The sequence below is a fragment of the Micromonospora sp. WMMD882 genome (genome assembly GCF_027497255.1).
Lineage (GTDB): Bacteria > Actinomycetota > Actinomycetes > Mycobacteriales > Micromonosporaceae > Micromonospora.
Genome location: NZ_CP114903.1, coordinates 2,516,074 through 2,538,283, shown reverse-complemented (window position 1 = coordinate 2,538,283; position 22,210 = coordinate 2,516,074). Strand labels below are relative to the sequence as shown.

At 73.5% G+C, this 22,210-nt stretch carries 20 protein-coding genes; 8 read left to right on the top strand and 12 right to left on the bottom strand.

Annotated elements, in window-relative coordinates; genetic code table 11:
• Positions 1–48 precede the first annotated feature (48 nt).
• The gene (locus O7606_RS10190; protein ID WP_281598817.1) at positions 49–1,278 is read left to right on the top strand and encodes a hypothetical protein; all 1,230 of its coding nucleotides are present in this window, start codon (positions 49–51) and stop codon (positions 1,276–1,278) included.
• 111 nt (positions 1,279–1,389) lie between these two features.
• Here O7606_RS10190 and O7606_RS10185 read toward each other — a convergent pair whose 3' ends face one another.
• The 4 genes from O7606_RS10185 to O7606_RS10170 form a co-directional block, all read right to left on the bottom strand.
• The gene (locus O7606_RS10185; RefSeq protein WP_281598816.1) at positions 1,390–1,587 is read right to left on the bottom strand and encodes a DUF397 domain-containing protein; all 198 of its coding nucleotides are present in this window, start codon (positions 1,585–1,587) and stop codon (positions 1,390–1,392) included.
• Positions 1,580–2,461: a helix-turn-helix transcriptional regulator gene (locus tag O7606_RS10180; RefSeq protein ID WP_281598815.1), complete on the bottom strand. Its 882-nt coding sequence runs from the start codon at positions 2,459–2,461 to the stop codon at positions 1,580–1,582. Before O7606_RS10180 ends, O7606_RS10185 begins: the two co-directional genes overlap by 8 nt.
• 847 nt (positions 2,462–3,308) lie before the next feature.
• Positions 3,309–4,133, bottom strand: a complete 825-nt coding sequence (locus O7606_RS10175; protein ID WP_281598814.1) for an alpha/beta fold hydrolase — start codon at positions 4,131–4,133, stop codon at positions 3,309–3,311.
• 47 nt (positions 4,134–4,180) lie between these two features.
• On the bottom strand, positions 4,181–5,143 hold the full coding sequence (locus O7606_RS10170) for a TIGR03557 family F420-dependent LLM class oxidoreductase (protein WP_281598813.1): 963 nt from the start codon (positions 5,141–5,143) through the stop codon (positions 4,181–4,183).
• Between the two features lie 235 nt (positions 5,144–5,378).
• On the opposite strand from O7606_RS10170, the gene O7606_RS10165 reads away from it, so the two are divergent.
• Complete coding sequence (locus O7606_RS10165) at positions 5,379–6,779, top strand: cellulase family glycosylhydrolase (RefSeq protein ID WP_281598812.1); 1,401 nt, start codon at positions 5,379–5,381, stop codon at positions 6,777–6,779.
• Positions 6,780–7,003: 224 nt separating this feature from the next.
• A complete protein-coding gene (locus tag O7606_RS10160; protein ID WP_281598811.1) occupies positions 7,004–7,966 on the top strand; it encodes a sporulation protein in 963 nt (320 codons plus the stop codon).
• An 85-nt stretch (positions 7,967–8,051) separates the two neighbouring features.
• Here O7606_RS10160 and O7606_RS10155 read toward each other — a convergent pair whose 3' ends face one another.
• Positions 8,052–8,333: a hypothetical protein gene (locus O7606_RS10155; protein ID WP_348651162.1), complete on the bottom strand. Its 282-nt coding sequence runs from the start codon at positions 8,331–8,333 to the stop codon at positions 8,052–8,054.
• Between the two features lie 244 nt (positions 8,334–8,577).
• On the bottom strand, positions 8,578–10,620 hold the full coding sequence (locus tag O7606_RS10150; RefSeq protein WP_281598809.1) for a glycerophosphodiester phosphodiesterase family protein: 2,043 nt from the start codon (positions 10,618–10,620) through the stop codon (positions 8,578–8,580).
• A gap of 226 nt (positions 10,621–10,846) precedes the next feature.
• On the opposite strand from O7606_RS10150, the gene O7606_RS10145 reads away from it, so the two are divergent.
• Positions 10,847–11,236, top strand: a complete 390-nt coding sequence (locus O7606_RS10145; RefSeq protein WP_281599588.1) for a hypothetical protein — start codon at positions 10,847–10,849, stop codon at positions 11,234–11,236.
• A 3-nt stretch (positions 11,237–11,239) separates the two neighbouring features.
• On the opposite strand, the gene O7606_RS10140 is transcribed toward O7606_RS10145, so the two are convergent.
• Both O7606_RS10140 and O7606_RS10135 read right to left on the bottom strand, forming a co-directional pair.
• Positions 11,240–13,459, bottom strand: a complete 2,220-nt coding sequence (locus O7606_RS10140) for a UvrD-helicase domain-containing protein (protein ID WP_281599586.1) — start codon at positions 13,457–13,459, stop codon at positions 11,240–11,242.
• 271 nt (positions 13,460–13,730) lie between these two features.
• The gene (locus O7606_RS10135) at positions 13,731–14,879 is read right to left on the bottom strand and encodes a sigma-E factor regulatory protein RseB domain-containing protein (RefSeq protein ID WP_281598808.1); all 1,149 of its coding nucleotides are present in this window, start codon (positions 14,877–14,879) and stop codon (positions 13,731–13,733) included.
• A 115-nt stretch (positions 14,880–14,994) separates the two neighbouring features.
• Between O7606_RS10135 and O7606_RS10130 the strand changes: the two genes are divergently transcribed.
• Positions 14,995–15,654 carry a response regulator transcription factor gene (locus O7606_RS10130; RefSeq protein WP_281598807.1) on the top strand — a complete coding sequence of 220 codons (660 nt, stop codon included), beginning with the start codon at positions 14,995–14,997 and terminating at the stop codon, positions 15,652–15,654.
• Positions 15,651–17,267 carry a HAMP domain-containing sensor histidine kinase gene (locus tag O7606_RS10125; RefSeq protein WP_281598806.1) on the top strand — a complete coding sequence of 539 codons (1,617 nt, stop codon included), beginning with the start codon at positions 15,651–15,653 and terminating at the stop codon, positions 17,265–17,267. Before O7606_RS10130 ends, O7606_RS10125 begins: the two co-directional genes overlap by 4 nt.
• 9 nt (positions 17,268–17,276) lie before the next feature.
• Here O7606_RS10125 and O7606_RS10120 read toward each other — a convergent pair whose 3' ends face one another.
• Together O7606_RS10120 and O7606_RS10115 are read right to left on the bottom strand one after the other, a co-directional pair.
• Positions 17,277–19,088 (bottom strand): tetratricopeptide repeat protein, encoded by a 1,812-nt coding sequence (locus O7606_RS10120; protein ID WP_281598805.1) that lies wholly within the window; start codon positions 19,086–19,088, stop codon positions 17,277–17,279.
• Positions 19,089–19,145: 57 nt separating this feature from the next.
• Entirely contained in the window at positions 19,146–19,619 is a 474-nt protein-coding gene (locus tag O7606_RS10115; protein ID WP_281599584.1) for a MarR family transcriptional regulator, read from the bottom strand.
• A 50-nt stretch (positions 19,620–19,669) separates the two neighbouring features.
• Between O7606_RS10115 and O7606_RS10110 the strand changes: the two genes are divergently transcribed.
• On the top strand, positions 19,670–20,191 hold the full coding sequence (locus tag O7606_RS10110; RefSeq protein WP_281598804.1) for a VOC family protein: 522 nt from the start codon (positions 19,670–19,672) through the stop codon (positions 20,189–20,191).
• Between the two features lie 112 nt (positions 20,192–20,303).
• On the top strand, positions 20,304–21,317 hold the full coding sequence (locus O7606_RS10105) for a hypothetical protein (RefSeq protein ID WP_281598803.1): 1,014 nt from the start codon (positions 20,304–20,306) through the stop codon (positions 21,315–21,317).
• On the opposite strand, the gene O7606_RS10100 is transcribed toward O7606_RS10105, so the two are convergent.
• Together O7606_RS10100 and O7606_RS10095 are read right to left on the bottom strand one after the other, a co-directional pair.
• Entirely contained in the window at positions 21,283–21,798 is a 516-nt protein-coding gene (locus O7606_RS10100; RefSeq protein ID WP_281598802.1) for a potassium channel family protein, read from the bottom strand. The two genes, O7606_RS10105 and O7606_RS10100, sit on opposite strands and share 35 nt — an antisense overlap.
• A gap of 188 nt (positions 21,799–21,986) precedes the next feature.
• Positions 21,987–22,172, bottom strand: a complete 186-nt coding sequence (locus O7606_RS10095) for a DUF4236 domain-containing protein (protein ID WP_275034738.1) — start codon at positions 22,170–22,172, stop codon at positions 21,987–21,989.
• Positions 22,173–22,210: the final 38 nt, after the last annotated feature.

Below are 22,210 nucleotides of genomic sequence, written 5' to 3'. Positions count from 1 at the left end.
CGCCTGCGACTCCTCTACCGGTAGTCAACCCTCTCCGAGGAGGAGCGCATGAGGAGTATTCGACTGTTGACCGGGGCGGTCGTGCTGGCGCTGATCGCGTCGACGCTGTCCGCGCCGGCGTACGCGGCCGACCCGGTCGCCGCCGACAGCGGCCAGGACGAGATCCAGGCGGCGATCCTCGCCTACCGGACCGTCTACCCGACCATCTCGGACGGCGCCGCCAGGCTCGCCGCCAGCCAGCAGGACGCCCGCAAGCAGCTGCACGAGCAGTTGGCCAAGGAGCCCCAGACGTACGGCGGGGGGCACTTCGACCCGCTGTCGGGCGTCACCCACGTGGCGCTGACCGATCAGGCGAGCGCGGACCGCGCCGCGACGGTCGGGCGCTCCCTCGGGCTCACCGTCCAGGCCCGGGTGGTCGAGCGCAGCTACGACGAGTTGGAGCGGCTCGCCGACACGGTCCGGGCCGGCGCCGACCAGCTCGCCGTGCTGGCCAAGGGCCGGGTCGGGGTCGAGGTGGAGAGCAACAAGGTCACCGTCGCCCTCACCGCGCAGGAGGAGGCCAGCCTCCCGAAGGGCGCCGTGCCGAGCTGGGCGACCATCGTGCCGGCTAGCGTCGACGAGGTCGAGGAGGACGTCTGCACGTCCCGGGCCAACTGCAACGACAACCTGCGCTCCGGCCTGGTGATCCGGCGCTCCGGCGGCGGCTGCTCGCTGGGCTTCACGGCGCGCAGCAGCACCGGCACGCGGTGGGCGCTGACCTCCGGCCACTGCGGCGGCGGCTCGGTGACCAACTGGTCCACCGCCGGCACCCCGATCGGCCCGATGCACCCGGTGAACGCGCTCAACTCCGGCGCGGTGGACGCCGGGGCCATCCAGGTCACCAACGCCGGGTACGCGGCGGACACCCTCGGCCGGATCGCCATCTCCGCCTCGACCTGGGTGCCGGTCAAGGGCCGGGCGCACACGATGTCGTTCATCTGGGTCGGCGACGTGGTCTGCGTGTCGGCCCGGTACGCGGCGCCCGCCACGTTCGGCAACCCGTGCGGTGTGATCACCAAGACCAGTGACGCGTCGCAGCGGGGTCTGGTCCGGTACGAGGGGTACGACCCGTGTCCCGGGGACAGCGGAGGCGGCGTCTACTGGCTTCCCTCGTCGGGCAAGCGGTACGCGTTCGGCCTGCACAGCCGCAGCGTGTCGGGGTGCAACGTGCGACCGGGCAAGGCGTGGTTCAGCGCCCTGCCGAGGTTCTGGCCCGGCCTGGCGTACGACCTGGCCTGAGCGGATCCCGGCGGGACGGCGGGCGGGTCGGCGTGGGCGGCCCGCCCGCCCCTCGGGCTGTCGGGTGACCAGTCAGCTACGTCGCGGTCTCTCCCGTGTCGACCCGTTGGCTCAACGGTGGCGCCTGGCGGTCACGGCAGTGAAGGCGGCCCAGGCGTCGCGGGAGAAGGTGAGGGCGGGACCGGTCGGGTCCTTGCTGTCGCGTACGGCGACGATGCCGGGCAGGTTGTCGGCTACCTCGACGCAGTTGCCGCCGTTGTCACCGCTGCGGGTGCTCTTGCGCCACTGAGCGCCGGTCAGGTCAGCCACGGTGGACCTCCGTCGTGATCTTGTCAATCAGCCTCCTTGATTGTTGCTCATCAAGGGCCAGCGACGTGAGGCTTGCCCACACTTCTTCGTAGATCGCGAGTTCTTCCTTGCGGTCAAGGTAGAGCGCCCCGGTCAGCGACTCCTTGTAGATGATCGAGGGCGCGGGATCGATGCGCTTGCCGACCGGGAAGTCCAGTACGACGAAGGGGCCAGCCACCGCGCCGAAGTGCAGGCCCGTGCTGAACGGGAGCACCCGGATCACGATGTGGGGGAGCGTGCTCATGCCGATGAGGTGTCGTAGCTGCTCGGCCATGGTGGCTGGGTCGCCCACGACTCGAAGGAGCGCCGACTCGGAAACAACCACCTCGAAGCGCGGCGCGGGTGGTAGGCGGCGTTGGAGGAGTGTCTGACGTTGGAGCCGAGCTTCGACCAGTCGCTCCCGTTCCTCCTCTGAGATGCGGAGTCGATGTTGATACACGCCACGGGCATAGCCTCGGGTCTGGAGCAGTCCAGGGATCAGGGTGTCGTCGTACTCGCGTAGGCGGGACGTGCTCGACTCCAGATCGAGATAGAGCTCGAACCATTCGGGGATGGCGTCGAGGTAGGAGTGCCACCAGCCTTTGGCTTTGGTTTCCTGGGCGAGGGCGATGAGGGCCTGGGTGAGTTCGGGGGTGGCGCTGTAGAGATCGCAGAGAGCGCGGACGTCGAGGGGGCGGATGGGGCCGAGGCCGCTCTCGATGCGCCACACCTTCTGTCGGCTGCAGTGCAGCGCGTCCGCCGCGCCGTCCAAGGTCATCTGGGCCTCGGAGCGCAGTTCCCGCAGGGCCCGCCCGAGCTGTCGTCTCGGGACGGTCGATCCCATATCGTCGGCCATTCGCCACTCCTCTCCATGTAGCGTTTTGTTACATCAGGACGCCAGCGGTGGAACGTCGCTCTGTCGAGTCAGGAACGATTTCGGCCGCTGGCGACTCATGCGTTCGCGCCAACTCGATGGACCTTACCGGCTGCCTCCGACAACCGCTATAGATGCGCAATTCCCACGCGTGCAAATAGCGTGTGCGTCTGCGTTTGAGGGATGGCATGGATGCGATTTCCTTGATCCGGGGTGGTCGTGCCGATCGGAAGGATTTAGTTTCATTGATGCGGACTGGTGGTCCTCGTCAGCCCGGGTAGCGCTCTGTGCGTTCCGTCGCTGCAAGGTGGGGAGCCATCCCGCGCTCGGCCCTCGCTTGGTTGAAAGAGAACTCGCGTACTTGCGGGGGCGGGTCTCGGGCGCCGCTGGTGGAGTGGGCCTCGCTCGCTTCGGCGGTTGCCTTCGGGCGGAGGGATCCCGGACACTGTCCGGTGTGATGACACCGTCCACATCGTGGACAGCAAGCGAATCAAAGTGAAGGAAAACGCGGCAGTTGATCTTTAGCGCCCCAGGTCAAGAAGTCTCTTCCCCGCGCACGCGGGGGTGATCCGCGGATCCTCCGGCAGTGGGCGGCGACGCTGGACTCTTCCCCGCGCACGCGGGGGTGATCCCCCGGCGCCCTCCTCTGCACCGACCCCGAGGGCCTCTTCCCCGCGTACGCGGGGGTGATCCCGGGTCACCCTCAGAGCACCACGTTGACCAGGACGGTCAGCACGATGGAGGCGACCACCGAGAAGAGGATCATCAGGAGGCAGCCGAGGCCACCACCGAGCGGCCGGATCTCCGTGTTGCCGATACGCATGGCTGTTCACCCGTTCCTGGGACAGTGATCGAGGAAGGCGCTTACCGCGTCGGCGACCTGGGCCGGCGCGGTGGTCGCGACGTTGTGCGCGGCCCCCGGCACGGCCACCACACGTGCCGTCGGGACAAGCCGGCCGACGGTGTCCCGCCAGGCAGGCGGGGCGATCGGGTCCCGGCTGCCGGTCACCACCAGGGTGGGGGCGCTGATCCGGACCAGGTCGGTCTCGACCGGATTGCGTACAGAGTGCGACAGGGTGGCGTGCACCCGACGCGGCCCGGCGTCGAGGATGTCCCGGAGCAGGACCGGGGCCTGGAGTTTCGCCTCCCGGAGGGTGTCCACCAGGAACCGGCCGAACTGCCCCCGCCGGGAGCGGGCCGCCGGGTCGCTGGTCGGGCCGGCCAGCGCCAGCGCGGCGACCGTCTCGGGTCGCCGGACGGCCAGCGCCGCCGCCACCTCCGCGCCGAACGAGTGCCCGACCAGGCAGACCGACTCCAGGCGGTACGCGTCCAGCCAGGCGGCCAGGTGGGCGGCGTGCCGCGTCGCGTCGTAGGCGGCGGCGGGCGGGCTGCTCAACCCGAAGCCCGGCAGGTCCGGCACGAACACCGGGTGGGTGGCGGCAAGCGCCACCGCCAGCGGGGTGAGGTACCGGTGCGAGACGGCCAGCCCGTGCACAAGCACCACGGGCAGGCGGCCGCCGGCCGGCTCGGTGGTACGGCGGCAGTGGGTACGGATGCCGTCGACCACCCGCCACTGGCTCACCAGACCGGCGGCCGGGCGGGGCGCGGCGAGCGCGAGCCGCAACCGGGCGGGGCCGAAGCCGTCCCGGGTCACCTCCGTCCGAGCCGACCGGGGCGCGGGCGGTGCCGGGGCGGGCCGGCTCACAGCTCGCGTAGCCGGGGGAGCAGCTCCTCGCGGGCCCAGTCCAGGAACATCGGCTGGGTGTCCCCGCCGACCTGGACGAGGGCGACGTGACTGAAGCCGGCGTCGACGAACTTCTTGAACGCGGCCACGTGCCTGTCGACGTCCGGGCCGCAGGAGATGCCCTCGGCGACGTCCTCCTCCCGGACGTACTCGGTGGCCGCCTCGAAGGAGTCCGGGCCGGGCAGCTCGGCGTTGACCTTCCAGCCGAGCCCGAACCAGCGGAACTGGTCGTGCACGATCTTGCGGCATTCCGACTCGTCCGGCCCGTAGCAGATCGCCACCTGGCCGTACCGGGGCTGGCCCGCGCCGCCCGCGTCGTCGTACATCTCGATCAGGTGGCGGTCCGGCTCGGTGGAGATGACGCCGTTGCCGTACTCGGCGGCCAGGGTGGCCGACTGCCGGCCGGAGGCGGCGACGGCCATCGGCACCGGACGCGACGGGCGGTCCCACACGTACGCGTCGGGCACGTCGTAGTGGTTGCCGGAGAAGGTCAGCGTCTCCCCGTTGAGCAGCGGCCGGATGATCTGCAACGCCTCCTCGAACATCTCGTGCCGCTGCTGCACGTGCGGCCAACCGCCGACCACGTGCTCGTTGAGGTTCTCCCCGGCGCCCACCCCGAGGGTGAACCGCCCGTCCGAGAGCACGCCGACGGTGCTGGCCTTCTGCGCCACCACCGCCGGGTGGTAGCGGCGGATCGGGCAGGTCACGAAGGACATCAGCTCCGCGCGGGAGGTGGCGTGCGCGACCGCGCCGAGCACCGACCACGCGTACGGCGAGTGGCCCTGCGACTCCAGCCACGGGTAGTAGTGGTCGGAGACGACGAGCTGGTCAAAGCCGGCCGCCTCCGCCCGTACCGCGTAGTCGACCAGTTCCTTCGGACCGGCCTGCTCGCACATCAGGGTGTAGCCGACCTTGACCATGACCCGTCTCCTCTCGCCGTCGATCCTCTCCGGGTACCCCGCCGGCGGTCGGTCAATCCCTGCCTGCCCGTCGGTGACCGAATCTCTTAACCGGTTCAGGTTGCCCCTGGCTGTCGCATCGGCCTACGCTGATGCCCACGTCGCCGGGTCGCCGGGCGGCCGGCTGTCGGGCTGCAGCCGCTGACTGTCACATCCCGCACCCCCTTGGGCCGGGGGTCGTTCCCTGAGGAAGGCCATGAAGACACGACTCTCCGTCGTCGCCTCCGCGTTGCTGGCGTTCGTCGTCGGCCTGGTGGCGTTCGGCATGTCACCGGCACACGCGGCGGCCGGTTTCACCGTCGCCGACGGCAAGCTCCTCGACGCCAACGGCAACGAGTTCATCATGCGCGGCGTCAACCACGCGCACACCTGGTACCCCCAGCAGACCAGCTCCTTCGCCGACGTCAAGCGGCTCGGCGCGAACAGCGTCCGGGTGGTGCTCGCCAGCGGCCAGCGCTGGACGAAGAACGACACCGCGGACGTCACCAACGTCGTCTCGCTGTGCAAGCAAAACCGGTTGATCTGTGTGCTGGAGGTGCACGACACCACCGGGTACGGCGAGCAGGCCGGCGCGGCGACCCTGGCCCAGGCGGTCGACTACTGGATCAGCGTCAAGTCGGCCCTGGCCGGCCAGGAGAAGTACGTCATCCTCAACATCGGCAACGAGCCGTACGGCAACCAGGGCTACGGCACCTGGGCCACCGACACCTCGAACGCGATCAAGCGGCTGCGGACCGCAGGCTTCGAGCACACCATCATGGTGGACGCCCCGAACTGGGGCCAGGACTGGTCCTTCACCATGCGGGACAACGCGGCGTCGGTCTTCGCCGCCGACCCGGCGCGGAACACCGTGTTCTCCATCCACATGTACGGGGTGTTCGACACCGCCGCGGAGGTCAGCGACTACCTGGGCCGGTTCCGCAGCGCCAAGCTGCCGATCGTGGTGGGCGAGTTCGGGCACGACCACTCCGACGGCAACCCCGACGAGGACGCCATCCTCTCCTACTCCCAGGCCAACGGCATCGGCTGGCTGGGCTGGTCGTGGAGCGGCAACGGCGGCGGCGTCGAGTACCTCGACCTGGCGGTCAACTTCGACCCGAACAACCTGAGCAGTTGGGGTCAGCGCCTCTTCGACGGCGCCAACGGCATCAAGCAGACCGCCCGGGAGGCGTCCGTCTACGGCAACGCCACGCCCAACCCGACCACGCCCGCGCCGACCACCCCGGCGCCCACCACGCCCGCGCCGACCACCCCGGCGCCGACCACCCCGGCCCCGACCACGCCGCCGCCGGCCGGCCGGAGCTGCGCGGCCACGTACGCCCTGATCGGCTCCTGGCAGGGCGGCTTCCAGGCCGAGGTGAAGGTGACCGCCGGCCCGTCCGCGATCAACGGCTGGACGGTGACCTGGACCTACGCCAACGGCCAGCGGGTCACCCAGTTCTGGAACGCCACGGTCACCGGCAGCGGCTCGTCGGTGACCGCGAAGAACGTCAGCTACAACGGCAGCCTCGGCGCCGGCGTCAGCACGACGTTCGGCTTCATCGGCTCGGCGCAGAGCAGCAATCCCGCTCCGACGCTGAGCTGCGCCGCCGCCTGACCCGTCCGGATCGGAATCGGCGGTTCCGGTCCGGACGACGGCGCCGGTCGGCCCTGGTGGCCGGCCGGCGTCGGACGGCGGTTCCCGGTCCCGGTAGGCGTCCCGGCCGACCGACGTGGTCGCCGTGTCCTCACAGGCAGCTCCCAGTGGAGGCCGATACGCTGCGCGCAGTAGCGCGCGGTTCCACCGTGGAGGGCCGGCGCGATTCACCGGGAGTTTGCGACATGGTCTTCAAGAAGATGTTGAGCGCGTTCGGGGTCGGCGGGCCGAGTGTGGACACCGTCCTCGCCAACCCCAACACCCGGCCCGGCCTCACCCTCGACGGCCAGGTCAACCTGGTCGGCGGAGACGCTCCGGCGAACATCGAGCACATCACCCTCGGCCTGGTCACCCGGGTCGAGGTGGAGAGCGGTGACGGCGAGTACGCCGGAGTCATGGAGTTCCACCGGATGGGCGTCAGCGGCCCGCTTCAGCTCGCGCCGAAGCAGCAGCTCGCCATCCCGTTCCAGTTGCCGGTGCCCTGGGAGACGCCGATCACCGACGTCTACGGTCAGCGGCTGCACGGCATGACCATGGGCCTGCGCACCGAGCTGGCGATCGCCCGGGCGGTCGACAAGGGCGACCTCGACCAGGTCAACGTGCATCCGCTGCCGGTGCACGAGCGGATCCTGGAGGCGTTCCAGCGGCTCGGCTTCCGCTTCAAGAAGGCCGACCTGGAGCGCGGGCACATCTACGGCGTCCAGCAGACGCTGCCCTTCTACCAGGAGATCGAGTTCTTCGCCGCCCCGCAGTACGCGCACACCGTCAACGAGGTCGAGCTGACCTTCGTGACGAGCCAGCAGGGCGTCGACGTCGTCCTGGAGTGCGACAAGCGCGGCGGCTTCCTCACCCCCGGCCAGGACAGTTTCGGCCGGTACACGGTCTCCCACGCCGACGCCGACCGGGTCGACTGGACCCAGGTGGTCGACGGCTGGCTGGGCGAGACCGTCAACCGGTTCGGCGGCCTGCGCGGCGGGGGCTTCGCCGCCCCGCACGGCTACGGCCACGGCGGTCACGGTCACGGTCACGGCGGCGGCATGGGCGGCATGGTGGCCGCCGGGGCGCTCGGCGTGGCCGGCGGCCTGGTGGCCGGCGAGCTGATCGAGGAGGCGTTCGAGGGCGACGACGAGGGTGACTTCGAGGAGTGACCCGCCCGTCCGTCGCGCCGGACGGGACGAATGGTGGCCTCCGGGGACGTCCCCGGAGGCCACCATCGGTGTCACGGCATGCGCGTCAACGCCGGTTGGACCGCTCCGTACCGCTGCGGAAGGCGTTGCCGACCTTGGCCAGGCCACGACTACCCAGGTAACCCAGGGTCAGCAGGGTGAGGAAGAACCAGGCCTGCTGCGGGTTGTTGATGTTCAGCCCGTTGCCGGCCCCGCCCCGCCAGAAGGCAGAGATCACCAGCACCGTCACGGCGGCGGCGTAGACCCAGAACTCGGTGGTGAGCAGCGCGTTCTTGGTCTCCGTGCCGGGCGCCGTCGCCGGCTGGCGGCCGTCGGACATCGCCGGCATGTGCCGGGTGGGCGCGTCCGCCATCGACTGGCGGGACATGTCCTGCGTGCTCCGGTTCTGCGGCCTGGTGCTTGCAGCCTGTGTGCTCATCTTGTCCTCCTCAGGATGCGATGAGTCCTGCGCCCACGCCCCCGCTCCGTGTTCCGATCACGACGCGGTACTCGGCGGGGCACGGCCTGGCTACCCGGCCGGGGCAGGGCAGTAACCCCACCCACCGGCCGGATAGCAGCACGGACCGGCCCGCTCAGCGCAGCCCGTTGCGGACGGCCACCTCGACCAGCAGCCGCGGGTCGTCGGTGATGATCCCGTCCACCCCCAGGTCGATGACCCGCTGCATCACCGCGGGGTCGTTCACCGTGTACGGCACCACGGTCAACCCGTACCGCCGCCGCAGGGTCGACACGTCCGGTCCGTGGAAGTACGCCGGGTTCTCCCGCAGGTACCAGTCGGCGGCCGGCACGGTGCCCTGCCCGGGGTCGTGCACCTGCCAGTTCGCCGACACCGTGGTCGCCCCGGACGCGCGCACCAGCTTGCCGAGGTCCTGGTACCGCCACCAGTCCAGACCGGCCGTCCACGGGCTCTTCACGCACGGGTCGTCGTACACGGCGCGCAGCGAGCACTCGTCGGCGAGGCCGGCGCACTCGGCCGGACCGTACTGCCAGACCAGGGCGACCGTGTCGATCCGTCGGTTCAGCGTCCGGGCGTAGGTGATGGTGCGCCAGTCGAACGACTGGATGGTGACCCGGCGGGTGAGACCGGCCCGCTCGATCGCCCGGACCAGCTTCCGGGTGAACTCCCGGTACGGCGCGGTGTCCGCCACCAACGGGCTGATCTTCGTCTCGACGTTGAGTCGCACGTCGTCCCGGCCGCTGGCGCGCACCAGGTCGAACACCTCGTCCAGGGTGGGAATCCGGGCGCCCGGGACGGGCGCCTGGTCGGGCAGGGCCGGGTCGGTCAGCGTGCCGCAGTCCAGCGTCCTGACCTGGGTCAGGGTCAGCTCGTGCACCAGCTTCCCCACGTACGGGAAGGCGGGGTCGCCCGGGGTCGCCGGGGCGGTGTCCCGGCAGTGGCTGCCGTTGATCCGCCGGTCGTGCAGCACCACCAGGTGGCCGTCGGCGGTGACGCCGGTGTCCAGCTCCAGCGTGGAGATCCCCGGGTGCTCCAGCGCGTACCCGAACGCCGGCAGGGTGTTCTCCGGCCGGTCGGCCCGGCCGCCCCGGTGCGCCTGGATGTCGAACGGCGCGGCGTACCCCTCCGGCAGCCGGCGTCCGCGCTGGGCGAGCAGCTCACGCAGCCGGTCCGGGTAGTCGGTGATCAGGCCGTCCACGCCGTCGTCGAGAAGCTTCGCCATGGTGGGCACGTCGTTGACCGTCCACGGGATCACCGCGAGCCCGTTACGGCGCGCGTGCCGCACCAGCTCCTTCGTCACGTACGGGCGGTAGTCGGGGTCGGTGACCGTGCCGTTCTGCGGAAAGCCGTGCACCGGGGAGAAGGCGTCCGCCCCGAAACTGCGGACGGCCCGGACCGGGTCACCGTCGAAGTCGTCGATGTCGATGCCGCCCAGCCACGGCGACGCGCCCGGCTGCCCGACCTGGAGGAAGTCGTAGTTGGTCAGCGCGACAAGCGGCAGCTTCGGGTCGACCTGGCGCATCCGCATCAGCGCGCCCCAGTCGAAACTCTGGACGGTCACCCGGTCACGCAGCCCGGCGGCCCGGATCTCGGCGGCGGTCACCTGCACGAACTGCTCCCGAGGAGCGGTCTCGTGCGGCGCGCCCGCCTCCACCTTCGTCTCCACGTTCAGCGTCACGTCGTCGGCCCGGTACCGCTTCACCAGGTCGAACACCTCGCGCAGCAGGGGCATCCGGGCCCCCGGCACGGCGAGCTGGCCCGGCCGGTCGGGCAGTGTCCGCGTGCCGCAGTCCAGGGTGCGCGTCTGAGCCAGGCTGAGCGTGTTGACGTACCTCCCGACGTACGGGAACTCCGGGTCACCGGGGACGACCGGCGCGGTGTCGACGCACTTGGTGGCGCTGACCCGCCGGTCGTGGGTGACCACCGCCTGGCCGTCCTCGGTGATCTGCACGTCCAGTTCCAGCGTGGTGACGCCGAGCTGGAGCGCGTTGCCGAACGACGCGAGGGTGCTCTCCACCCGTAGACCCAGCCCGCCCCGGTGGGCCTGCACGTCGAAGGCGCGGTCCGGCCGTGGCCGCGCCTGCGCGGGCCCGGTGAGCCCGCTCGTCACGACCAGCGCCGCCAGGGCGGCGGTCGCGGTACGGCGTACTGTCCGCACGCTTGCTCCCTCCGGGGGCGGGCGGGTCCCGCCAACCCGCCGGTCAGCATCGTCTGGCCCGGGCGCGCGGGAGTGGCCGGCGGGAGACGCCCGGATGAACCGACGGGTACGTCCACGGGCACGACCGGGCAGGTCGCGGTGGGACCCGACCGGGTTTAGCCGGGCGGCAGCCGGTCACTCAGTGGGTTGCCGACAGTGCGAGGTGAGTGACGTGACCGAGAACAGCATGCGCGAGTCCGCCCGGCGCGCCGAGGAGCGGCTCCTGGCCGGCGTCTACGGCGACGACGCCCTGGCCGAGGTGAACGAGCCCGCGACCGACGTGCAGCAGGAGATCCAGCGGCAGGACCCGGGCGACCCGGCGGACGTGCCGGTCGACCCGGCGGTGCTGCGCGACGGCGGCCCGACCCGGGGGCAGGGGGCGGTCACCACGACCGGCGGCACGGCCGGCCCGGCGAGCGTGCGACGGGTGGCCCGGCAGCCGGAACGGCACCCCGGCACGGTCGCCCCGACCACCACCGGGGACGCGACGACCGGCGGCCTGGGCACCCCGGCCGGGGCCAGCACCAGCGACCAGTCCGGCCCCGCCAGCCACGCCGGCGGCTTCACCGACGAGTGACCGTCACACCGGCCGCAGCAGGGTGAGGCGGCGGGTGGCCCGGGTGAGGGCGACGTAGAGGTCGCTGTGGCCGCGTGGGGACTCCGACACGATGCCGTCCGGGTCGACCAGGACGACCGCGTCGAACTCCAGGCCCTTGGCCTGGGCGACGGTCAGCACCACCAGTCGGCTCTCCAGGGCCGGGTCGTCGCCGACCGCGGCCTCGGGCAGCGCCGCGGTGACCGCCGCGCCGAGTTCGGCGACCCGCGCGGCCGGCACGATCACCCCGAGCCGCCCGTCGCCGAGGTCGGCCACCTCGGCGAGCGCCGTGTCGACGACGTCGGCGGTCAGCGACCCCGCCGGCGTCGTACGGTCCACCGGCGCCGTTCCGGTGCTGCGCACCGAGCGGGGCGGACGCAGGTCGGGGTCGATCCGGGCCAGCACGTCCGCGGCCACCGCCATGATCTCGGCGGGCGTACGGTAGCTGACCGTCAACTCCTCCAGTCGCCACCGGTCCGCCACGTACGGGGCCAGCGCCTCCCGCCAGGACGGGGTGCCGGCGAGCGCCCCGGTCTGCGCCACGTCCCCGACGATGGTCATCGACCGGCTCGGGCACCGGCGCATCAGCAGCCGCCAGGCCATCGGCGACAGCTCCTGCGCCTCGTCCACGATGACGTGTCCGAACGCCCAGCTCCGGTCGGCGGCGGCCCGCTCGGCGGTGGTCAGCGAGTCGCCGGTCTCCTGCCGTTCCAGCAGCCGGTCGGCGTCGATCAGGTCGGCGACGCCGAGGATCTCGCCGCCCTCCGCCTCGTCCTCGACGTCGATGGAGCGGGAGCCCCGCCAGATCTCCAGCACGCCCTCGGCGTACTCGCGGGCCTGTGCGCGGATTCGTTCCCGGCGGACCGCGGCGGCCCGCTGGTCCTCGCCGAGCAGTTCGGCGGCCTCGTCCAGCAGCGGCGTGTCCGCGACCGCCCAGCCGCCCGGCTCCCGGCGCAGCAGCGCCCGTTCCGCGGCGGTCAGCATGGGCGCGGCGGCGGCGATCCGGTCCGGGTCGGCGTACAGGTCGGCCAGCAGGCGTTGCGGGGTGAGCACCGGCCAGAGCTCGTCGAGCGCGGCGCGGACCGCGGGCTCCTCGCGCAGCTCCCGGCGGATCTCCGCGACGTCGGCCTCGTCGAGGAGGTTCTCCCCGCCCAGCGGGTCGGCGCCGATGCGGTCGGCCTCCTGGTCGGCGAGCGCGTGGATGACCTCGATGTCGAACAGGGCACGGGCCAGGTTGTGCGGTCGGCCGGAGCGCCGGGCCCGGTCCCGGGCGGCCCGGCAGACCTGCGGGGTGAGGGTCAGCACGTCACGCTGCTCCAGCTCGATATCGACCGGCGCGTCCGGGACCCGCTGCCGGTCCCGGACGGCGCCGGCGAGCACCTCGGTCATCACCAGCCGGCCCTTGAGCGCCGCGACCCGCGCCGACTCGGCCCGCCGCGCGGACACCCCGGGGAAGAGGTCACCGGGGGTGCGCAGCAGCACGCCCGTCTCGGCGAGGGTCGGCAACACCTGCGAGATGTACCGCAGGAACGTCGCGTTCGGCCCGACCAGCAGCACGCCGCGGGTGGAGAGCTCCCGCCGGTGGGTGTAGAGCAGGTACGCGGCGCGGTGCAGCGCCACCGCCGTCTTGCCGGTGCCCGGGCCGCCCTGCACCACGAGCGTGCCGTGCAGGTCGGCGCGGATCACCCGGTCCTGTTCGGCCTGGATGGTCTCGACGATGTCCCGCATCCGGCCGGTCCGGCTGGCGTTCAACGCGGCCAGCAGGGACGCCTCGCCGGTCAGCTCGTCGTGCCCGGTGGGGGAGGCGGTGTCCAGGTCGAGGGTCTCGTCGTGCAGCCCGACCACCTTGCGGTCCCGGGTGCGCAGGTGCCGCCGCCGCCGTACGCCCTGTGGGTTGGCGGCGGTGGCCAGGTAGAACGGGCGGGCGGCCGGGGCCCGCCAGTCCATCAGCAACGGGTCGTAGTCGTCGCCGCTGTCGAAGATGCCGATCCGGCCGACGTAGCGGCGGGAGCCGTCGTCGGTGTCCAACCGGCCGAAGCAGAGGCCCTGCTCCACGGCGGAGAACTGCTCGACCTGCTCGGCGTACATCCGTACCGCGGTGTCCCGCTGGGAGCGGGCCTGCATGCTGCCGCCGTCGGCGCGGAGCTCCGCGGCCAGCCGGCGGCCGGCCTGGTCCCGCAGCGCGTCCAGCCGGCCGTACAGCATGGAGACGTACTCCTGTTCCCGGCCGATCTCGTCGGTGTGCCGCTGCTCGCCGGACTGCGTTGACAAGCCTTCTCCCAATTCGCTAAAATGGCGGCGAACGGCATTTACATTGCCGTTCTTTTTTTGTGCCTGAACTGAGAAAGATAGCCTGCCCCGGGGTTGGCGACCAAGTCCACACGAAAGGATCCGTGTCACCGGAACGGGTTCCGGTGACACGGATCCTGGACGGTCCGCGCGGACGGCCGACGTGAGGCGCCTGCCAGCCTGGTCGTCAGCCGCGGGCGACCTCGTACAGCCGCTCGGGGGCGACCAGCCCGGCGAGCAGCCGGCCGTCGTCGGTCAGCAGCACGCTGAACATCGTGCCGCGGAACAGTCGCCCGCTGCCCCAGTCGCCGCTGACCTCGGGCAACGCGCCCAGCAGGTCCAGGGCAGCCGCGTCCGGCTCGCCGGCGTCCGGCTTCGTGGCGTCCGGCCTGCCGGCGGCGCCCTTCGTCGCCCCGGCGTCCAGCCGGGTGACGAAGACGGTGGCCCAACCCTCCCCGACCGTGGTGGCGTCCGGCTTCCCGGCCGCGGCGCCCTTCGGCGTCCGACCCTCCGGCCGCCGGTCGGTCGGCTCGTCCCCGTCCACCTTCGCGTCCTCGTTCACCTTCGCGCCCGGGGGCGGGTTGAAGGTGAACTGGTCGGCGTCGGGGCGACCGAAGTCGACCTGGGTGAAGGCCACCTCGACGGTCGCCTCGTCGCGGTCGGCGGCGAAGAGCTCGAAGCGCAGCGGCACGTGCTCCTCGGCGTCCAGGGCGATACGCACCTGGTCGACCAGGGAGGCCGCGTCACGCGGCTTGAGCACCAGCTCGTACGCGCTGCGGCCGGCCACCGTGGCGGACCGGCCGACGCTGACCTCGGTGCTCGGCGAGATCGCGGCCAGCGCCTGGTCGGCGGCCTCGGCCGGGGTGACCGGCAGCTCGGGCGTGGCCGGGCGCTCGCCGGTCTTCGCCGCCGGCAGCGTCCGGTGGGCGGCCTCGTTGGTCCGGCTGTTCCACACCCACAGGTCGGTCCCGTTGCGGATGACGTCCCGCTCGCCGAGGGTGTCCTTGAACGCGATCCGCGCCTTGTCCGGGCCGGAGTACCAGACCCGCATGGTGTGCGTGCCGGCCAGCAGCGCGGTCAGGTCGTCGCTGCGTTCGGCGAGCATCCCGGCCACCGGCGGCAGTCCCAGGTCCGCGCGCTGCACGACGGTGCCGGAGAGCCCCTCCAGCCGGGACGTCTGCAGGTCCACCAGAAGCTGTGCGGCGGTCCGGGGCGGCAGGGCCGGCTCGGCCTCGGCGGCGAACCGGCCGAGGGCCGCGCCCCCGCCGACGACGGTCACCGCGGCGAGCGCCGGCACCACCCAGCGCAGCACCGGACGGTTGGTCAGAACAGACATGTGCACCTCCTCGGCCTCCACTCTGCCCGACCCATGCTGAGAACGGGCTGAGGAGCTGAGAGCGGGCTGAGGAGCGACGGCCGCCCGGCGGCGCGCCGGTGGCACCCTTGACGGCGTGCGACTGCTGGTGGTGGAGGACGAGACCCGGCTCGCCGGGGCGTTGCAGCGGGGCCTGACGGCCGAGGGTTTCGCGGTGGACGTCGCCGTGACCGGCCCGGCCGGTCTGGACGCCGCCCGGCACGGCGGGTACGACGCGATGATCCTCGACGTGATGCTGCCCGGTCTGTCCGGGTACGAGCTGGTACGTCGGTTGCGGGCCGAGCGGCACTGGCTGCCGGTGCTGATGCTCTCCGCCAAGGACGGCGAGTACGACCAGGCCGACGGCCTGGACTGCGGGGCCGACGACTACCTCACCAAACCCTTCTCGTACGTGGTGCTGCTGGCCCGCCTGCGGGCGCTGCTGCGCCGGGGCGCGCCGCAGCGGCCCACCGTGCTCACCGCAGGTGACCTGAGCCTGGACCCGGCCGGCCGGCGGGTGACCGTCGCCGACGCCGAGGTCGCCCTGACCGCCCGCGAGTACGCGCTGCTGGAGTACCTGATGCGCCGCCCGGGCGAGGTGGTGTCCAAGACCGAGCTCCTCGACCACGTCTGGGACGCCAGCCTGGAGACCGCGCCGAACTCGGTCGAGGTGTACGTCGGCTACCTCCGTCGCAAGATCGGCCGACACCGGCTGGAGACCGTCCGGGGCGCCGGCTACCGCCTCGCCGGCAGATGACCGGCCGTCCCGCCCGTCGACCGACCGGCCGTCCCGCCCGACCGGCGCGCGGACTGCGCGGCCGGCTGACCGCGCTCACCGTGCTCGGCCTGACCGTGGGGCTGGCCGTCGGCGGGGTGGTGCTGCTCGGCGCGCTCGACCACACCGTGCAGCGCAACGTCGACGACGAGGCGTTCCGGACCGCCGACGCGGTCGCCCTGCTGGCCGCCGAGGACGCCCTGCCGGACCCCCTGCCGGTCGCCGCCGGCCAGGTCCGGGTGCAGGTGGTCGACGTACGCGGGCGGGTCCGGGCGGCCTCGATCGACGCGGACCGGCTGGTGCCGATGCTGCCGGTGGACCGGATCGACCACACCAGCCGGCAGCGCGCCTTCGTCCGGGGGGAGCGGCTGGGGCTGCCCGGCCCGGTGCGGGTGGTCACCGTCCCGGTCACCGGGTCGGCCGTACCGCTGCCGGCAGGCTCGCCGGACGGGCCGTTGCCGGTGGATTCGCCGGACGGGCCGCTGACCGTCCTGGTGGGCAAGTCGATGGCGGACGTCACGCACAGCGTCGACGTGGTCCGCTCCGTCCTGCTGGTCAGCTTCCCCCTGCTGGTCGCGCTGCTCGGCGCGGTGACCTGGCGGGTGGTCGGGGCGACCCTGCGGCCGGTCGAGGCCCTGCGCAGCGGCGCGGAGGAGATCACCGGCGGTTCCGGTGGCGGCCGGCTGCCGGTGCCGGGGTCGCACGACGAGATCCACCGGCTGGCGGTCACCCTCAACGACATGCTGGACCGGGTCGAGGCGAGCCGCGCCCGGCAACGGGCGTTCCTCGCCGACGCCGCCCACGAGCTGCGCAGCCCGCTGACCAACATGCGCACCGAACTGGAGGTGGCCGGTCGGCTGGGTGAGCGGACCGACTGGCCGGCGGTGGCCCGGGACCTGCTGGTCGACACCGAACGCCTCAGCCGGCTCGTCGACGACCTGCTGCTCCTCGCCCGCCTCGACGAGGCCGCCGCCGGCCCGTCCGCCGCCGCCGGTTCCGCGATGCCCGCCGGTTCCGCGGCCCCCGCCGTCGGCTCCGGGACCGTGGGCGGTGGGCGGCTCCGGGCTCGACCGACCGGGCCGGTCGAGCTGACCTCGCTGGTCCAGGCCGTCGCGGCCCGCTTCCCCACCCCACCGGTACGCGTCGAGCCCGCCCCCGGGCCGACCTGGACGGTCGGCGACGACGACCAACTGCGCCGGGTCCTGACGAACCTGCTCGACAACGCGGCGCGCCACTGCCGGGACGCGGTGGTGGTCGCGGTGACCGCCGCCGAGTCGGACGCAGGTCCGTCCGCCGCAACGGGGGAGCACCTGGTGACCGTCACCGACGACGGGCCCGGGATCCCGGCGGCCGACCGGGACCGGGTCTTCGACCGGTTCACCCGGCTGGACGACGCCCGCGCCCGGGACGCCGGTGGCGCCGGTCTGGGGCTGGCCATCGTGCGGGAACTCGTGCGCCGACACGACGGTACGGTGCGGCTCGCCGACGCGGACCCGGGGCTGCGCGTCGAGGTGCGCCTGCCGGCCCTGACCGCCGGCCCCGACCAGGAGACCGGCGCCGCCGACCAGCGCGTCCGGACCGACCCGACCGGGTGACCCGACTGCTCAGCGCCGCTTGGTGCAGACCGCCTTCGCCCGGCCCACCAGATCCGCCGAGTGCACGACCGCGACCGTGAAGCAGTAGTCGGTGTCGCGGTCCAGGCCGTACACGATGTAGCTGGTCGACCCGGCCGGCAGCTCCTGGAAGGCGCGTGGGTTCTGCCCCGTCCGGCCGCCGGAGACCACCACCGGGCCTTCCGCGCCCGCCGGGTACGTCCAGCTCAACGCGACGCTGTCCCGGTTGTCGCGCAGGGCCACCCCGCTCGGCGGGGCGCCGGGCGGCGCGGGGGCCGGCGCGGTGCCGCCCCCGGTCGCGTCGGGCGAGGCGTCCCCGGGCGGGGTGGGCGTGCCGGCGCCCGGAGGTGGCGGCTGCCCGGGGCCCTCGTCGACCCGGGCCACTCCGGCGATCACCGCGCCCGTCCCGAGCAGCGCCACGACGACCCCCGCGACGACCAGTGGCGCGAGCCGGCGGGGCGGGTCGGCGGGCGGTCGCGGCACGTGCACGGGCAGTCGGGAGCCGACCGGCACGGGCAGCCGGGAGTTCCGGTGCACCCCGGCCGCCTCCTCCCGGTACGCCCGCGCCAACCCCACCACGGAGGGCGGCACCGCGGGCGCGGCCGGCGTCCGGACGGCGGGCTCCTCGCCGGGGCGGTCCATGTCGTGCTCCGGCGGCCAGAAGTCCCCGGCGTCCGGCTGGTCGCCTCCGGACCGCACGTCCGTGCCGTACCGCCGCTCCTGCGGATACGAGCGCCCGTCGGGCGGGTACGCCCGCCCGGGCTCGTCGTACGGGTACGGCTGGTCGCCGTACGCGGGGCCCGGGTCGTCGTACGGGTACGTGCCGTCGTCGTGCGGACGCCCCTGGTCGGCGTACCCGGGCTGGTCGCCCGGCGCGCGGGGACGCGGCACCTGGGCGGCGTACCCGGATTCCGCCTGGTAGGCCGGCTCCGCCTGGTAGGCCGGCTCTGGCTGGTACGGCGGCTCTGGCTGGTACGGCGGGGCCGGCTGGTACGGCGGGTCGGGGTCCGGGGTGGGGCGGGTCGGCGGGTGGATCTCGTCGGCCGGCCAGCCGTCGTCGGGGTCCCCGTCGGTGGCGCCCGCCGCCGGTCCGACCGGGGCGGCGTCCACGCAGACGTGGTCGGGGTTCGCGGCGGCCCTGGCCAGGCTGGCCACCTGCGCGGCGAGCGGGTCGTCGGGGGCGAGCTGCTGCCGGCAGAGCTCCCGGGCCAGCGCCAGGCTGTCGTGCGCCTCGGCGAAGCGCCCGCAGTCGCGCTGCATCGCGCCGAGCCGGGCGAGCATCTTGATGCCGCTGACGTGCCCGTCCCCGTACACCTCGCGGTGCAGCTCCCAGGCGTCCTGGAGGCGTTCCCGGGCGATGGCGCACTCGCCCCGGGCGTACTCGACGGTGGCCAGGTCGGCGTGCGCGGCGAGCACCCGCAGCGACTCGGGACCGTCGAGCGCGGTCAGCTCGATGATCACCTCCTCGTAGAGGCGGGCGGCGCGGGCGTAGCTGCCGACCCGGTGCAGCACCGCGGCGAGGGTGGCGGCGGCGGCCACGGTCCGTTGGTCGGACGGGCCGTGCAGCCGGGACATCGCGGCGTACGCGAAGGCCGCCCAGCCCCGGGCGGAGTGCGGCTCGCCGAGGGTGACCAGCACCCGGGCCTGCAACCCGGCCGCCTCGGCCAGCTCGGGCGAGGCGTTCGCCGGGCGGGGGTCCGCGTCGGCGAGCGCGTCGGCGAGCAGTTCCTGCGCGCCGGACAGGTCGCCGGAGGCCACGAGGTGGTGGGCCTGCGCGGTCAGTTCACCGAAGGGGTAGGACACGCCCCATCGTGCTCATTCCGCGACGGTATGTACAAGACCCGTCAGGCGGCAGTTTGGTCAGGATAACGGGCGATCGGTCGCGAGATGGTCCACCAGGGACTCGCTGATCCGGCGCAACTGGTCGACCTGGGCCGGGCTGAGCGCGTCGAACAGGTGCCGGCGTACCCCCTCGACGTGGCCGGGGGCGGCGGCGGCCAGCGTCGCGAAGCCGGCGTCGGTCAGGACGGCGAGCTGCCCGCGCCGGTCGGTGGGGCAGTCCCGCCGGAGCACCCAACCGGCCGCCTCCAACCGGCTGACCGCGTGGGAGAGCCGGCTGCGCGACGAGTCGGTGAGCCGGGCCAGGTCGGTCATCCGGAGCTGCCGGCCCGACGCCTCGGAGAGCCGGACCAGGATCTCGTAGTACGCGTGCGGCATGCCGGCGTCGCGCTGCAACTCGCGGTCCAGGGTGGCCATCAGCGCCCGGGAGGCGGCCAGGAACGCCCGCCAGGCGCGCTGCTCGTCAGGGTCCAACCACCGGGTCATGACCACCATCATACGGCCGATGGTTGAACGTTCAACAAACCGACGCTACCGTGGGCGACATGGGAATCCATCGCCTCAACCACGCCGTGCTGTTCGTCCGAGACCTCGACCGCAGCGTCGCCTTCTACCGCGACGTGCTCGGTTTCCGGCCGGTGGCGATGACGCCGGACGGCTTCACCGGCGCCGCCTTCCTCCAGGCCCCCGGCTCCACCAACGACCACGACCTCGGCCTGTTCGCGGTGGGCGAGAACGCCGGCCCGTCCGGCGCGGGCCGCGGCACGGTCGGTCTCTACCACCTGGCCTGGGAGGTCGACACCCTCGACGAGCTGGCCGCCACCGCCGACCGGCTCGCCGCCGCCGGCGCGCTCGTCGGCACCTCCGACCACGGCACCACCAAGAGCCTCTACGCCCGCGACCCTGACGGCCTCGAGTTCGAGGTGGTCTGGCTGGTCCCGGCCGACCGGCTCGACGACGCGGCGCTGGCCGCCCGCAAGCGGATCGGCCGGCTCGACCTGGCCCGGGAACGGCAGCGCTACGGCGGGCAGACCCGGGGCGGCGTCGGCGTCTCCGTCCCCGCCTGACGACCCGTCGCCCACCCCGCTGCCGTCCGTGTCGGCTGCCGGGCGCGTCCCCGCCGGTCGTGTCGATCACGTCGTCCGTCGGCCGCCCCCGGTCGCCTGGTAGAACGACAACATGTCCGCTACCCCGTCCGACGCCGTCCACGGCGAGCTGCTCGCCCGCCAGATCGACACCTGGCTCACCGGGGCGCTGCGGCGGTCCCGCCGGGCCACCATCGCCCTGGCGTACGCGGACGCCGGGCCGGCGGGCGGGAGCGCCGAGACCGCCCTCCGGTCGATCGGCGCCGTCGCCGACCGGGTACGCGGGCACCGGCTCACCGTCGTGGTGCTCGGCGGTGGCCCGGACCTGCCGACCCGGCTCGGCCCGGTGGAGGCGGCCCTGCCCGCCGACGTGGCCGTTCATGTCGTACCCGGTGACCCCGGCCGGCTGCCGGTGGTGCTGAAGGCGGCCGGCGCGGCCGGCGCGCCGTTGCTGGCCGCCCTGTACGTCCCGACCGCGCCCGCCCCGGCAGCTCCACCGCCCCCGGCCGGCCCGGGGACGTCGACCGGCCCCGTGGCCTCATCGGCCTCCGCCGGCTCGGCGGCTCCTGCCGGCCCGGGGGCGGGTGGGCTGGTCGGCTCGGTGGCCCGCGCGGTGGTCGCCGCCGGCCGTCCGGCCGACCTGCTGGTCGCCGCCGGCGCGGGCGTCCGGGCCGAGCTGTCCGCCGCCGGGTTCCCGCTGGTCGCCGAGGTCGCCATGGTGTCGGCCGGCGATCCGGCCCCGCGGTCGTTCGCCCTGGCCACCGGCTCGGACCGCAACCTGGACGCGTTCAAGGAGTCGCTGTGGCAGGTCGGCGCGGCTGCCGGGCTGCGGCGGCGCGACGCCGACGGGCAGCCGGGCGAGCTGGCCGCCGAGCCCGATCCGGCCCCGTTGGCCGCCCTGCTGCACGCCGAGCTGGTCCGCACCGGGCCGCGTCCGGTGACCGAGCTGCGGCGGCACACGGTCAGCGCGACCGACTACCGGGCCACCGACGCGCTGCGGGCGTTGGCGGTCCTGCTGGAGTCGGGCGCGGCCCGCCGGGAGCCGGCGGTCGGCCGGCTCGCCGGGGACGTGGTCATCGAGGCGGCGTCGGCGGGGGACGTCCGGTGAGCCGGCCGACCGCCAGCGACGCGCCGCCGGCCAGCACCCCGATGCTGAAGACCATCTGCGCGATCACCGCCATCCGGGCGAGCTGCCCGTTGGCGTGCACGTCGCCGTAACCGACGGTGGTCAGCGTGGCGACGGCGAAGTAGAGCGCGTCGACCCGGGTGCGCAGGTTGACGAACTGGTCCGGGGCGCTGATCGCGATGACGTAGTCGGCGAGGGCGAAGGTCAGCACGCCGGCGACCAGCGCGACCGCCAGGTGCCACACCGACGTCGGCGTCGCGGCGTCGGTGAGCTGCCCGCGCACCTGGCCGACGACCAGCCGGGCCACCAGCAGCACCAGCAGCGCGGTGGCGAGGGCGCGCAGCGCCAGCCGCGGGCCGTCCACGTCGGGCTCGACCGGCGCCACGAAGTACGCCACCAGCAGCGCCGCCGACGCCAGCGACGCCTGCCGGCGATGCCGCCGGTGGGGCCGCTCGCGGGTCATGTGGCGATTGTCGGCCCGGCCGGACGCCGACCGTCGGGAACCGCCGACCCGCACCCGACCGGGTGGACGCGGGCGTGCCGGAACCATCGACCCGGACACGACACGGGGACGCGGGCGGGCCGGAACCATCGACCCGGACACGTCGAGGGGGCGCCGGTCGACACCGGCGCCCCCTCGACGTCGGGGCGTTACGCCCGGGAGCGGGACTTGTCCTGCTTCCAGGACAGCGGGCCGGGCAGGTCCACCCGGTGCGCCTTGGCGCGCGAGTTCCAGGACCAGCGACCGATCTTGATGCTCCAGGAGGAGAACCCGTTCTCGGTGAAGTTGAGGATGATCGGACCGTACTTCTTCCGCTTACGGAACATCAGGCCCATGGCGGGGGCCTCCCTTCGTGACCAGCCGTCCGTGTCTG

Coding starts and splice junctions, on each gene's coding strand:
- O7606_RS10190 (WP_281598817.1), top strand. CDS start 49: ATGAGGAGTATTCGACTGTTGACCGGGGCGGTCGTGCTGGCGCTGATC.
- O7606_RS10180 (WP_281598815.1), bottom strand. CDS start 2,461: ATGGCCGACGATATGGGATCGACCGTCCCGAGACGACAGCTCGGGCGG.
- O7606_RS10170 (WP_281598813.1), bottom strand. CDS start 5,143: ATGGTCAAGGTCGGCTACACCCTGATGTGCGAGCAGGCCGGTCCGAAG.
- O7606_RS10165 (WP_281598812.1), top strand. CDS start 5,379: ATGAAGACACGACTCTCCGTCGTCGCCTCCGCGTTGCTGGCGTTCGTC.
- O7606_RS10160 (WP_281598811.1), top strand. CDS start 7,004: ATGGTCTTCAAGAAGATGTTGAGCGCGTTCGGGGTCGGCGGGCCGAGT.
- O7606_RS10155 (WP_348651162.1), bottom strand. CDS start 8,333: ATGCCGGCGATGTCCGACGGCCGCCAGCCGGCGACGGCGCCCGGCACG.
- O7606_RS10145 (WP_281599588.1), top strand. CDS start 10,847: ATGCGCGAGTCCGCCCGGCGCGCCGAGGAGCGGCTCCTGGCCGGCGTC.
- O7606_RS10140 (WP_281599586.1), bottom strand. CDS start 13,459: ATGCTGTACGGCCGGCTGGACGCGCTGCGGGACCAGGCCGGCCGCCGG.
- O7606_RS10135 (WP_281598808.1), bottom strand. CDS start 14,879: ATGTCTGTTCTGACCAACCGTCCGGTGCTGCGCTGGGTGGTGCCGGCG.
- O7606_RS10125 (WP_281598806.1), top strand. CDS start 15,651: ATGACCGGCCGTCCCGCCCGTCGACCGACCGGCCGTCCCGCCCGACCG.
- O7606_RS10115 (WP_281599584.1), bottom strand. CDS start 19,619: ATGGTGGTCATGACCCGGTGGTTGGACCCTGACGAGCAGCGCGCCTGG.
- O7606_RS10110 (WP_281598804.1), top strand. CDS start 19,670: ATGGGAATCCATCGCCTCAACCACGCCGTGCTGTTCGTCCGAGACCTC.
- O7606_RS10105 (WP_281598803.1), top strand. CDS start 20,304: ATGTCCGCTACCCCGTCCGACGCCGTCCACGGCGAGCTGCTCGCCCGC.
- O7606_RS10100 (WP_281598802.1), bottom strand. CDS start 21,798: ATGACCCGCGAGCGGCCCCACCGGCGGCATCGCCGGCAGGCGTCGCTG.
- O7606_RS10095 (WP_275034738.1), bottom strand. CDS start 22,172: ATGGGCCTGATGTTCCGTAAGCGGAAGAAGTACGGTCCGATCATCCTC.